Origin of the sequence: Streptomyces sp. NRRL F-5727 (assembly GCF_000719555.1) — a bacterium.
Taxonomy (GTDB): Bacteria; Actinomycetota; Actinomycetes; order Streptomycetales; family Streptomycetaceae; genus Streptomyces.
The window spans coordinates 76,309-89,377 of record NZ_JOGX01000005.1 but is presented as its reverse complement, the minus strand read 5'-3'; the positions used below and the strand labels follow the sequence as shown (position 1 = coordinate 89,377).

Here is a 13,069-nt window from a genome sequence, read left to right as displayed (position 1 = left end):
GCAGGAGGCCCCCCTCCGTGGCAGAACCCCTTGTCTCCTACGAAACCGGTCCGTTAGCTTACGCCGGGAAGTGAAGCGCTTCGACAGCGCCTTCCGCACGGCCCGCGAGGGCCGCGCACCCACCGCCGGCACCGACCTCGAAAGGGCCGCCATGACCGAGGAACAAGGGACCTTCCACTGGGGGCACGAGGCCCTTCACCTCGCCCTCGTCGTCGGCGACGACGGCAGCCCGCGCCTTACGCACCTCGGACCGCCCGGCGAAGCGCCGGCGGTCCCCGGTCCGTCACTCCCCCTGGTGGAGGTGACGGCCGCGGGTCACGGCCGCGACTGGTCGGGCAGCCGCCTCGTCGGAACCGCTCTCGGCGGGCGGCTGCGCCACCGGGCCCACCGCGCGGCCCGCGACGGCGACTGGCACACGCTGACCGTGCAGCTCCACGACCCGGAGACCGGGCTGGTCGCGGAGGTGGCCTACCGGTCGCCGGACGGCATCCCGGTGCTCCGCAGTGAGGTGACGCTGCGCAACGAGGGGCGGACCACCCTGCACCTGGAGTCGGTCAGCTCGCTCACGGTGGGCTGCCTCACCCCGCGGGACCCGGCGGCCGTCGACGCCGCCGACCTGCTGTGGGCGGACAACGACTGGCTCGCCGAGTGCCGTTGGCAGCGGCAGCCGATGCGCCGGACCACACCCGGCGTCAGCGGAAGCGTGACGTACGGCCACGGCAAGGCCGGCTTCGCCCTGAACGGGCAGGGCACCTGGTCCGGTTGCGGACACCTGCCCATGGGCGGTCTGACGGACCGGCGCACCGGACGCAGTTGGGTGTGGCAGATCGAGCACAACGGCGGGGGCTGGCGCTGGGAGTGCCAGGAGCACGACGGGGCGGCCTACGCCGCACTGTTCGGGCCCACCGACACCCACCACGGCTGGCGGCACCCCCTGGAGCCCGGCGCCGTCTTCCGTACCGTGCCCGCCGCGCTGGCCTTCGGCGCCGACGGCGGCCCCGACTCCGCGTTCGCCGCGCTGACCCGCTACCGCCGCGCCCGGCGCCGCCCCCATACCGACCACCAGCGCCTGCCCGTCGTCTTCAACGACTACATGAACTGCCTGATGGGCGATCCCACCACCGACAGGCTGCTGCCGCTGATCGACGCCGCAGCCACGGCCGGCGCCGAGCACTTCGTCATCGACGCGGGCTGGTACGACGACGGTGACGGCGGCTGGTGGACCAGCGTCGGCGCCTGGGAGCCGGCCGCCTCCCGCTTCCCCGGCGAGAAGGGGATCCACGAGGTGCTGGACCACATCCGGCGACGCGGCATGGTGCCCGGCCTGTGGCTGGAGCCGGAGGTCATCGGCGTCCACAGCCCCATGGCCACGTCCCTGCCCGACGAGGCGTTCTTCCGCCGCGACGGGGTCCGCGTCACGGAGACCGGCCGGTACCACCTGGACCTGCGCCACCCGGCCGCCCGGGCCCACCTGGACCGGGTCGTGGACCGCCTGGTCGGCGAGTGGGGCGTCGGCTACCTCAAGCTCGACCACAACATCGACCCCGGCTCCGGCACCAGCGCCCACCCCGGCGAGACCCCGGGCGCCGGCCTGCTCGGCCACAACCGGGCGCACCTCGACTGGCTCGACGGCGTCCTCGACCGGTACCCGCACCTGGTCGTGGAGAACTGCGCCTCCGGCGGCATGCGCTGGGACGACGCCCTGCTGTCCCGGCTGCAGCTGCAGTCCACCAGCGACCAGCAGAACCTCCACCTCTACGCCCCCATCGCGGCCTCCGCGCCCACCGCCGTCACCCCCGAACAGGGTGCCGTCTGGGCGTACCCCCGGCCGGAGGACTCCCTCGACGAGGTGGCCTTCACCATGGCCAACGCGCTGCTCGGCCGGATCCACCTCTCCGGCCGCCTGCCCGAACTCGAGGGGGACGCCCGCGCCCTGGTCCACGAGGCGGTGGCGGTGTACAAGGCCATCCGTGCCGACCTTCCGCAGGCCGTACCCTCCTGGCCGCTCGGCCTTCCCGCCTGGGACGACCCCTGGATCGCCCTGGCCATGCGTGCGCCCGCCACCACGTACCTCACGGCCTGGCGCCGCCCGGGAGCCGACGCCACGGCGACGCTTCGCCTGCCCCACCTGCGGGACACCCCCGCCCGGGTCGACCTGCTCTATCCCTCGGCCGGCCGGGCCGATGCCGCCTGGCGGCCCGGCACGGCCGAGCTGAGCCTGACCCTGCCCACCGCGCCGTCCGCCGTCCTCCTCCGCGTCACCCCCACGGTCCCCGGCGCCCCCTGAACCACCCCGACCACGCACCGACTCCCGCACGCATCGACGAGAGGACCCCTCGGGTGCCCCCACTGCGCCGCACGGACCGACGCCTCGGCAACCCCGTGATCCCCGGCTTCCACCCCGACCCCAGCGTCTGCCGCGTCGGCGACGACTACTACCTGGCCTGCTCCAGCTTCGAGTACTTCCCCGGCGTCCCCCTCTTCCACAGCCGCGACCTGGTGCACTGGACGCAGATCGGCAACGCCCTGGACCGGCCGGAACAACTGCGGCTGCCCGCCTCCATGCCGTCCTCCGGCGGGATCTACGCCCCCACCCTGCGCCACCACGACGGACGCTTCTGGTTGATCGTCACCAACTGCAGCGAGGGCGGCGGCAACCTGATCGTCACCGCGACCGACCCCGCCGGACCGTGGTCGGACCCCGTCTGGGCGCCGGGAGTGCCCGGCATCGATCCCGACCTGGTGTGGGAGGAGGACGGCACCTGCTGGTGCACGGTCGCCGGGGTCGCGCAGGTCCGTCTCGACCCGTCCACCGGGCAGACGTACGGGACACCGCACCGACTCTGGTCCGGCGGGCCCGGCGCCAAGGCCCCGGAGGCGCCGCACCTGTACCGGATCGGGGACTACTGGTACCTCCTCATCGCCGAGGGCGGCACCGAGCGCGGCCACGGTGTCTCGATCGCCCGCGGCCGTACGCCCGCCGGCCCGTTCGAGCCGTGCCCGGCCAACCCGGTCCTCACCCACCGCGGCACCGACCACCCCGTGCAGAACACCGGGCACGCCGATCTCGTCCAGGGCCCCGACGGCTCCTGGTGGATGGTGCTGCTCGGCGTCCGGCCCGGCGGCGGCACGCCGGGCTGGCACGTGCTCGGCCGGGAGACCTTCCTGGCCCCCGTGACCTGGGTGGACGACTGGCCGGTCGTCGGCGAGGTGGCCCTGGACCTGCCCGAGCTCCCCTGGCCGCTCTCCCCCGGCCCCGTCGAGGAGCAGCGGGACGACTTCGACCTCGCCGACCTGCGACCGTCCTGGATCTCCCTGCGCGACCGGCCGGCCGGACTCTGCACCACCGAGGAGCGCCCCGGCTGGCTCACGCTCCGGGCGCGGGGAGCCTCCCTGGACGAGCCCGACGTGGTGTTCACCGGCCGGCGCCAGCAGCACCTCGCGTGCCGGGCGCGCACTCTGGTCGATGCCGCGGAGGGGTGCGGCGGCCTCGCCGTCCGGCTCGACGAGCGGCACCACTACGCGATCGAGGTGTCCGGCACGGAGGTACGGGCCGTCGCGCGGGTCGGCTCGCTGCGCACGGTCGTGGCCGCGCGGTCCGTGCCCGCCGGGCCGGTCGTCCTCGCCGTCACGGTCACGGAACCGCCGACCCCGCACGGACCGTGCACGGGCCCCGACGTCGTCTCCTTTGGTGTCGAGCAGCCCGACGGCACCGTCACGGAGCTCGCGACCCTCGACGGCCGCTATCTGTCGACCGAGGTCGCCGGCGGCTTCACGGGCCGGGTCATCGGCATGTACGCCGCGGAGGGCACCGTCCACTTCGACTGGTTCGACTACGAGCCCCTCGACGGCTGAGCGAAGCCCCCGGACCCCCGGCGTCGAAGCGCTTCAACGAAGGATGGACAACGCGTCGGGCCCGGGGATAGGGTCGGCGTGCATTGCACGCAGGAGCGGTGCGCTCGCTCACACGATCGAAGCGCTTCATGAGGCTGGGAGAGCCGGATGGTCACGCTCGCCGAGGTCGCCCGGCACGCCGGAGTGTCGGCGAGCACGGTGAGCTACGTCCTCAGCGGCAAGCGGCCCATCTCGGCGGCCACCCGGCTGCAGGTCGAGCAGAGCATCCGCGAACTGGGATACCACCCGAACGCGGGCGCGCGGGCGCTGGCCAGCAGCAGGTCGAACATCATCGCGCTGATGGTCCCCCTGCGCACCGACATGTACGTGCCGGTGATGATGGAGATCGCCATCGCGGTCGCCACGACGGCCCGGACGCACGGGTACGACGTCCTGCTGCTGACCGGCGAGGAGGGCCCCGAAGCCGTCCGGCGCGTCACCGGCAGCGGGCTCGCCGACGCGATGATCCTCATGGACGTCGAACTCGACGACGAGCGGCTGCCGTTGCTGCGCGGCACCGACCAGCCGTCCGTGCTGATCGGGCTGCCTGCCGACACCTCGGGGCTGACCTGCGTCGACCTCGACTTCAGGGCGACCGGCGCGTTGTGCGTCGAGCATCTGGCGATGCTCGGTCACCGGGACATCGCCGTCATCGGCGAGGCCCCCGCGGTCTACGAGCGGCACACCGGCTTCGCCGAGCGCACCCTCGACGGACTCCGGTCCCGGGCCCGGGAGCTGGGCATCGGGGTGCTGCACCGGCCGTGCGGCGGCGGCTACGACGCGATAGCCGCCACCCTCACCCGCATCCTCGACGAGCGCCCGGGCACCTCCGGGTTCGTCGTGCAGAACGAGCAGGCGGTCGAGCCCCTGCTGGCCCTGCTGCGCCGGCAGGGCCGCGCCGTCCCCGAGGACGTGTCGGTGGTCGCGATCTGCCCGGAGCAGCTGGCCGTCCAGGCTTCGGTGCCCCTGACGTCGGTCTCCATCCCCGCGCAGGAGATGGGCCGGCAGGCGGTGGAGCGCCTGGTGGCCAAGATCGACGACCGAGGCGCCGACGAGGTGTCGCTGATCGCACCGGAGTTGACGGTGCGGGCGAGCACCGGGTCGGCGCCCTGACGGCGAGGCGACCCCGCTCTACGTCCGGGTCGAGGGACCGTGGACGGGGGTCACGGGCGGAGCACCGCCACGCCGTAGCGGCCGAGGGTGACCCGGTCGGTGACGGCGTTCCCCGTGAGGAGATCGTGGTGGGTGCCGGGCACCTCGACGGTCACCGGCTCGCGGCCGTGGTTCAGCACGAACAGCGCTTCGCCCCGGCGGACGGCCTCGACCTGCTCGGGGAGGCCGTCGAGCACCGGCCGGACGCCCGCGGCGGAGGCGATCCGGGCCAGCAGGTCGCGCAGCGCCTCCGGCTCCGGGAGCGTGGAGACGTACCAGGCCCGGCCCTTGCGCAGGACGGCGGGCAGTCCGTCGAGTTCACCGCCCTTGTACGGCACGGTCTCGTCGGCGGAGCCGTCGCCCTCCAGCTCCTCCGACCACAGGGACGCCGTGAAGCCCTCGCAGGCGACGGTCTCCCCCGCCTCCAGCGGCCACCACTCGTGCAGGGTGCGGATGCCGAACAGCTCGCGCAGCCGGCGGTCCATGCCACCGGCGCGGACCCGGTCGTCCTCGTCGGCGACGCCGGTCTGGAAGCCGCAGACGAGGGTGCCGCCCTGGCGGACGTAGGCGAGGAGGTTGTCGACCGCCGCGTCGGTGAGGGCGTAGAGCTGCGGCACGACGACGACGGAGTACGGCGTCAGGTCGTGCTCGGGGTGGGCGAAGTCGGTGGTGAGGTGCGCCTGCCAGAGGGCCCGGTGCCAGGCGTGCAGGACGTCGGGGTAGTCCATCCGGCCGGACAGGCGGCCGTCGTGGGCGCCGGCCCACCAGGCGTGCCAGTCGTGCAGGACCGCGATGTCCGCGGTGACGGTCCGGCCGGCCGTCCCGGCGGCGATCCGCTCCAGCTCCGCGCCGAGCCGCTTGACCTCCTGGTACGTCCGGCCCTCCTCGCCGGCGTGACTGACCATGCCGGAGTGGAACTTCTCCGCGCCCTGCCGGGACTGGCGCCACTGGAAGTAGCAGACGGCGTCGGCGCCCCGGGCCACGGCCTGCAGGGACCAGAGCCGGTTGAGGCCCCGGGGCTTGGGGTGGTTCACGCCCCGCCAGTTGACGGGCCCGGCGGCCTGCTCCATGAGCATCCACGGCCCGCGCGCCTGGGAGCGGGTCATGTCCTGGACGAGGGCGCCGCTCTGGGCGCCCAGCGGGTCGCGCGGGTCCGGGTAGATGTCGACGGAGACGACGTCCTCCTCCTCGGCCCAGCGCCAGGCGTCCTGGCCCGTCCACAGCGGCATGAAGTTGGTGGTGACCGGGATGTCCGGGGTGTGGCGGCGGACGATGTCCCGCTCGGCGACGTAGCACTCCAGGAGCATGTCGGAGGTGAAGCGCCTGAAGTCCAGTACCTGGGTGGGGTTGCGCATGTAGTGGGCCAGGCGGGGCGGCAGGACGCCGTCCCAGGTGTCGTACCCCTGGCTCCAGAAGGCGGTGCCCCATGCCGCGTTGAGGGCGTCGAGGGTGCCGTACCTCGCGCGCAGCCAGCGGCGGAAGGCCGCCGCGGCCTCGTCGCCGTAGTCGAAGGTGCAGTACTCGTTGTTGATGTGCCACATCCTCAGCGCCGGATGGCCGGCGTAGCGGGCGGCGAGGTCCTCGGTGATGGCGGCGGCGTAGCGCCGGTAGGTGGCGCTGGAGTGCGAGAAGTGCTGCCGGCCGCCCCACCACTCGGTGCGGCCGTCCTCGGTGACGGGCAGGGTGTCCGGGTGCAGCCGGCCCATCCAGGGCGGGGGCGAGGCGGTCGGGGTGGCGAGGACGACGCCGATGCCGTGGTCGTGCATCAGGTCCATCACCGTGTCCAGCCACCCGAACTCCCGGGCGCCCGGTGTCGGTTCCAGCGTCGACCAGGAGAAGACGCCGAGGGTGACCGAGTTGACCCCGGCCGCCTTCATCAGCCGGACGTCCTCGTGCCAGGTCTCCTCCGGCCACTGCTCCGGGTTGTAGTCGCCGCCGAAGAGAAGGCGGCCGCGGGTCGCGTCGCTCAGGCCGGGCATCAGACGGGCTCCCCGTACTGCACGCCGCGCCCGTTGGTGCCGAGGTAGACCCGGCCGTACACCCGCGGATCGCCGGTGACGACCCGGCCGATCCAGCCCCACTGGTGCTGGTCGTCGTTGATCCGCACCCAGCTCCTCGCCTCGTCGTCGGAGCGGTGGACGGCGTGGGGGCCCTCGGTCGCGCCGACCATGTAGAGCGCCGGGTAGGTGGCGCCCGGGGCGGCCTTGCCGAAGCCCAGGGTGTGCGAGGACCGGCAGCTGCCGACCCTGGTGAAGGTGGCGCCGCCGTCGGTGGAGCGGTACAGTCCGGCCTCCTTCGCGCTGAGCCACAGATCGCCGGAGCGCTCCGGTGCCGCGGTCAGCTGGAACTGCGCGTCGCCCGAGGGCAGGCCGGCGGCCTTGGCGGTGAAGGTCAGGCCGCCGTCGGTGCTGGCGTGAACCGTGCCGGCGGCCGTGTCGTAGGCGTAGAAGCGCGTCGGGTCCGCGGGGTCCGCGACCAGGACGGCGCCCTTCGGGACGGAGGTGGCCTCGGTCCAGGTGGTGCCGTTGTCGGTCGAGCGGTACGCCGGGTGGACGGTGCCGTTCGAGGAGCCGAGGGACCACAGGAGCACACTGCCGTCGGCGTTGGTGACGATCGGGCCGGGCGCGTCCTTGGCGGCGGCCGGCTGGGAGGCGAAGGGCGACCAGGTGCGTCCGCCGTCGTCCGACCAGGCGCCGTTGGCGCTTCCGCTCCAGCCGGTGCGCACGACGTACGAGGGCCGGGCCGCGGCCTGGGCGAGTCCCGTCGTCGAACCGAACACGGGGTTCGACGCCATGCCGCGTGAGGGGGATGCCGTGAGCGACTCGTGGTACATCACGCCGATGTCGCCGTTGCCGCTGATCAGATGTGCCTCTCCGACGGGCGGTGAGATCAGGTGGAGGATCGCGGTCTCCTCCAGGCCGCGGATCTGCGGTGCCCAGCGCCTGAGGTCGCGCGTGCCGTACAGGGTCGCGCCGGTGCCGTAGACCACGTGCCGTGAGTCGAACGGGTCGAGGCCGAGGGCCTGGATCCACCAGCCGAACTTGGGCTTGTCGCCACCCCACTTGAGGTAGGGCGTCTCGGAGACGTCGAGGACGGCCTCGTCCTTCAGGGACGTCCAGGTGCGGCCGCCGTCGGTGGAGCGGAAGACGGTGTCGATCTCGGCCCAGCGGTTGTTGGTGGACACGACGAGCGTCCCCGGCCGTCGGGCGTCGACGGCGACGCCGCCGTAGCCGAAGGCGTCGGTCCCGCCGTCGCCCGTCACCCCGCCGGGTTTCACGGGGGTGACCTCGGTCCACTTCCCGGTCGTCGTCCGCAGCTTGTGCACGCTGCCGTCGGACTGGCCGTTGGGGCCGGGGGCGTCGGCGTACGTCACGTACAGCTCGCGGGTGAGGCGGTCGTACGCGGCGCGGATCGGGACCCTGGCGGCGCGGCCGGTCGGCTGCCCGGGGACGGGCTCCCAGGTCCTTCCGTCAGACGTGCGGTACAGGTTGGGGCGGTCGGCCGTGCCGTCGGAGTCGCCCCAGCCGGCGTAGACGGTACGGCCCGCGGCGACCAGGAGGGTGATGCCCTGGCCGGTGGCGCTCGGCGTGGCGGGGAAGGCGGCCGGCCGCCACGTGGCGCCTCGGTCGGTCGACCTGAGCAGTCCGTCGTGCCGGGTGCCGAGCCACAGCGTGTCGCAGTTCCGCGGGTCGACCAGGAGCCGTTCGCCGCATCCCCGCCCGTCCTCGTTGGCGCCGAGCTTCACGGTGAGGTCCGTGCGCTGCCAGGTGGCACCCCGGTCCTCGGAGCGCAGCACGGCCCCGTTGCCGGCCCAGGGCTGGGTGTACGTGCCGAGGGCGAGGTACAGCCTGTTCCGGTGGGTCGGGTCGACGGCCATGGCCTCGACGCCGAGGAGGTTCCAGTCGTCCCAGCCGAGGTGGTCGGTCAGCGGGATCCAGCGGTCGGTGCGGTCGTCCCAGCGGTAGGCGCCCCCGATGTCGGTCCTGGCGTAGGCGAGGCCCCGTACCGACGGGTGGAACAGCACCCCGCTGATGAACCCGGTGCCGCCCATGACGGCGCCGCGCCACCGGTAGCCGCCGCTCCCGGCGGCGGCCGGGGTGGCGGCCGAGGCGGCCTGCGCCTGCCCCGAGACCGCGGGCAGGGAGACGACCGCGGCGGCGGCGGAGCCGGCGAGAACGGAGCGCCTGCTGAGGTGAAACGTGCTCATGACATACCTCGGTCCTGAGACGAAAGGGGAAGATCGAGCAGGGATCGGGAGCGGGGGCCGCCGTGTCGACGTGCGCGCCGCCGCGTGGGCGCGACCGGAGGGCGTCAGCCCTTGACGGCTCCCGTGAGCATGCCCTTCTTGAAGTGCCGCTGGACGAACGGGGAGGCGACCGCGACCGGGATCAGCGCGAGGACCATGACGGCCATCTGGAGGCCCAGCGAGGAGAGTTGGCCGGTGCGGACCGCCTGCTGGAGGCCGGTCGGCGCCTCGGTGTTCTTCTGGACCAGCTGGATGAGCACGTTCTGCAGCGGCATCATCTGCTGGTCGCTGAGGTAGATGGACGCGTTGAACCAGGCGCTCCAGTACCCGACCGCGTAGAACAGCGAGATGACGGCCAGGACGGCGCGCGACAGCGGCATGACGATGGTGAGCAGGATGCGCGTCTCACTGGCCCCGTCGATGCGAGCGGACTCGGTGAGTTCGGGTGAGATGCCCATGAAGAAGGCCCGCAGGACGAGGATGTTGAAGACACTGACGGCACTCGGCAGGATCAGCGACAGATAGGTGTCGGTGAGGCCCAGCGACTGCACCAGAAGGTACGTCGGGATGAGGCCGGCCCCGAAGAACATGGTCGCCATGATGACCATCAGGAAGAACCGGTGGCCCAGGCTCCCCCGCCGTGAGAGGCCGTAGGCCGCGAGCACCGACACGGTCATCGAGAACAGCGTGCCGACGAGCGTGACGCCGACCGAGACCATGATCGCCCGGCTGACCTGGCCTCCGCTGAGCAGTTCCGTGTAGTTGACGAAGGTGATGCCCTGGGGGATCACGACGAGCCCGCCGGCCTGGTCGATCACGGGCTTCGGGGAGAGGCTGGTGACGATCACGATCCACAGCGGACCGAGCACCCCCAGACAGCAGAGGACGAGGAAGGCGCCCTTGGCGGTGAGTCCCGCCCTGCTCGGCGGCTCCTCCCACACGGGGCGGGCGGGCGCCCTGAGGCTGCGGACGAGCTGCGTGTTGAGGCTCATTTCTTGTACACCCCCTGCTCGCCCAGCAGGTGCGCGAACTTGTTCGCACCGAGGACGAGACAGACTCCGATGAGTCCCTTGGCCAGGCCGACCGCGGCCGCGTAGCTGAAGTCGCCGTTCTGGATGCCCATGTTCCACACGTAGGTGTCGAGGACCTCGCTGGCCCCCGCGCCGACCGCGTACCGCTGGAGCAGGAACTGCTCGAACCCGACGCTCAGCGCGTCGCCCACCCTGAGGACGAGGAGCAGGGCGATCACCGGGCGCAGCGCGGGCAGCGTGATGTGCCACATGCGGCGCCAGCGCCCCGCGCCGTCCATGGCGGCGGCCTCGTACAGGTCGGTGCTGACGGCGGAGAGCGCCGCGAGGAAGACGATGATCCCCCAGCCGGCGTCCTTCCACACGGCCTGCGCGGTGACCAGGTACTTGAAGAGGTCGGCGTCGGTCATCAGGTCGAAGCCGCTCCACCCGTGCTTCTCCAGGGTCTGCGCGATGATGCCCGCGCCGCCGAGGATCTGCTGGAACACGGTGACGACGAGGACCCAGGAGAAGAAGTGCGGAAGGTACATGATCGCCTGCGCCACGGCCCGCACCCGGGGCCGGATCACGCTGTTGATGACCAGGGCGAGGACGATGGGGACGGGGAAGAACAGCGCCAGCTGGAGCACGAACAGGACGACGGTGTTCTTCGTGGCGCTCCAGAACAGCGGGTCGTCGAGCATCCGTGAGAACTGCTCCAGACCCACCCACGGGCTGTGGAGGATCGCCGTGATGCCGTTGCTGGAGACGTACGGGTCGTACTCCTGGAAGGCGACGACGTTGCCGAGCAGCGGGACGTAGTTGAAGAGCAGGAGCAGGGCGATGACGGGCAGCGTCATCAGGATGAGGGCGCGGTCGCGGCGCCACCGGACCCGGAAGGGGACCCTGCCGGCCTTGGCGGCCCTGCGCGGCACGCTCTCCTTCGCGGTGGCCGCGGTGGCGACCGCGGCCACCGGCTCCTCGACGGCCGCGGGAGGACGCGTCCCGTCCGGCCTGCTCCCGGCCGTGATGGACATCAGTTCCCGCTGCCGTTCTTGTCGAGGAGCTCCTTGTACCAGTCGCGCAGCTTGTCGCCGCCGGAGGACTTCCAGGTGGAGATGGCCTGCTGGATGTCGGAGAGCTTCTTGTTGCCGCGCACGAAGTCGATCTCCAGCTGCTCGAACTGGCTGGAGAGGGTGGCGTACCGGGTCGGCTCGACGATGTTCATGCCGTAGGTGGACGTCTTCCTGACGAAGGCGCCCTGCCGCTGCTGCCACTCGACCTGCATGCGGGTGATGTCGGGGAGGTCGGGGTGGGCGGTGTACGGGGCCGGGGCCGCGAGCAGCACCCAGGCGTTGTTCACCTCCTGGACGCCCCGGTCGTTCTTGACCGGGGCGCCGTTCTCGACCGTGTAGTGGGTGCCCTCGACGCCGTAGTCGACGAACATCCGCTCCTTGGTGCCGTAGGGCGCCGCCGCGAAGTTGGCGGCGGCGAGCGCGTTCTCGACCGTCTCCTTCGAGGCGTCCTTGCGGATCATCGACCAGATGCCGGCCGGCTGGCCGGCGTAGAGCGTGGGGCTGCCGCCGCCGGCGCCGAAGTAGTCCATGCCGTGGATCTCGAAGTCCGGGTTGGACCGGGCCTGTTCGGTGGTCTTGCCGTACCAGGAGGACATGTCGTTGTTGTAGACGAGGATCTGCCCGGAGGTGAACCGCTGGCTCGGGTCGCCCGTGTTCGCCTTGTCGTCGGGGTGGACGACGCCCGCGGCGAACAGCTTGCGGACCCACTCCAGGTGTTCGAGGTACGCGGGGTGCTCGATGCGGTACGTCAGCTTGCCGTCGTCCCCGATGTTCCAGCCGAGCGACCCGGCGGGGAGGACGCCGAAGATGCCCGCCGCCGACCACCTCATGTCACCGCAGGCCCACACCTTCGCCTTGGCGCTGGTGGCCTCCTTGGCCCAGCCGAGGAACTCGTCGGCCGACCTGGGAACGGTGTAGCCCTTCTTGTCGAAGACGTCCTTGCGGTAGAAGGGCACGATGTTGGGCACGGGGGCGGCGGGCATGGGGATCCCGCGCAGCGCGCCGCCGAAGATGCTCATGCGCCAGGAGTCGGTCGGGATGGCGGCCAGGTTGGGGTACTTCCTGACCTTGTCACCCGCCAGGTAGGGGCCGAGGTCCATGAACTTCGCGGTGACCGCGCTGGAGATCTTGCCGACCAGTTCCCAGCTCGGCACGACGACCATGTCGGGTATGGAGCTGGAGGCGAGGACGGCACCGAGCTTCTCGCCGTAGATGTTGCCGTCCTGGTTCTGCCAGGTGATCTTGGTGCCCGCCGCGGCGTCGAGCGCCGTGTAGTACGCGCAGTCGGGCTTCGGCGGGGTGCCCCAGAGCGGGGCCATGATCTCGAGGGGAGCTCCGGTGCCGAGCTTCGTCGGGACCGAGGAGGCGAGGGTCGCGAGGTCGACCTTGCTGGTGTAGCCCGCTGTCGAGCCGTTCTTCGACGGAATGTCCGGCGTGGCGACCGTGCTGGCGACGAAGGCCGGGAGCAGCTTGTCCGCGGCCTTGCCCGACGTGGCGCCCTCTCGCGACCCGCCGTTCCCCGAATCGCTGCAGGCGGTGAGGAGCGGCATTCCCCCGGCCACCGCTGCGGTGGCGACCGCCGTGGAGGCGAGGAAGCTTCTCCGGCTCAGTCCGGAGGAGGCGGCATTCGGCGTCATTGCGTCAACCCTTCGTGGCGCACCTGGACACCCGGCGGTGGGCCGTCGGCTGTGGTG

Annotated in this window: 8 protein-coding genes; 3 read left to right on the top strand and 5 right to left on the bottom strand. The window is 72.2% G+C overall.

What is annotated here, in order from left to right; genetic code table 11:
* Positions 1-151: 151 nt before the first annotated feature.
* The 3 genes from IF73_RS0105810 to IF73_RS0105800 all read left to right on the top strand — a co-directional run bounded on the left by IF73_RS0105810 (position 152) and on the right by IF73_RS0105800 (position 5,007).
* Entirely contained in the window at positions 152-2,287 is a 2,136-nt protein-coding gene (locus tag IF73_RS0105810) for an alpha-galactosidase (protein ID WP_031004164.1), read from the top strand.
* Positions 2,288-2,340: 53 nt separating this feature from the next.
* Positions 2,341-3,855, top strand: coding sequence for a glycoside hydrolase family 43 protein (locus tag IF73_RS0105805; protein ID WP_037878350.1), 1,515 nt, complete (start codon positions 2,341-2,343; stop codon positions 3,853-3,855).
* A 147-nt stretch (positions 3,856-4,002) separates the two neighbouring features.
* A complete protein-coding gene (locus tag IF73_RS0105800) occupies positions 4,003-5,007 on the top strand; it encodes a LacI family DNA-binding transcriptional regulator (protein WP_031004160.1) in 1,005 nt (334 codons plus the stop codon).
* 50 nt (positions 5,008-5,057) lie between these two features.
* Here the strand turns inward: IF73_RS0105800 and IF73_RS0105795 are convergent, their stop codons facing one another.
* The 5 genes from IF73_RS0105795 to IF73_RS0105775 form a co-directional block, all read right to left on the bottom strand.
* Positions 5,058-7,025, bottom strand: coding sequence for a beta-galactosidase (locus tag IF73_RS0105795; RefSeq protein ID WP_031004158.1), 1,968 nt, complete (start codon positions 7,023-7,025; stop codon positions 5,058-5,060).
* Positions 7,025-9,253 carry a sialidase family protein gene (locus IF73_RS0105790; protein ID WP_031004156.1) on the bottom strand — a complete coding sequence of 743 codons (2,229 nt, stop codon included), beginning with the start codon at positions 9,251-9,253 and terminating at the stop codon, positions 7,025-7,027. Before IF73_RS0105790 ends, IF73_RS0105795 begins: the two co-directional genes overlap by 1 nt.
* A 104-nt stretch (positions 9,254-9,357) precedes the next feature.
* A complete protein-coding gene (locus tag IF73_RS0105785) occupies positions 9,358-10,284 on the bottom strand; it encodes a carbohydrate ABC transporter permease (RefSeq protein WP_031004154.1) in 927 nt (308 codons plus the stop codon).
* Positions 10,281-11,336, bottom strand: a complete 1,056-nt coding sequence (locus tag IF73_RS0105780; RefSeq protein WP_031004152.1) for an ABC transporter permease — start codon at positions 11,334-11,336, stop codon at positions 10,281-10,283. The genes IF73_RS0105785 and IF73_RS0105780 overlap by 4 nt, the downstream gene beginning before the upstream one ends.
* Positions 11,336-13,012 (bottom strand): extracellular solute-binding protein, encoded by a 1,677-nt coding sequence (locus IF73_RS0105775; RefSeq protein ID WP_031004150.1) that lies wholly within the window; start codon positions 13,010-13,012, stop codon positions 11,336-11,338. Before IF73_RS0105775 ends, IF73_RS0105780 begins: the two co-directional genes overlap by 1 nt.
* Positions 13,013-13,069 lie beyond the last annotated feature (57 nt).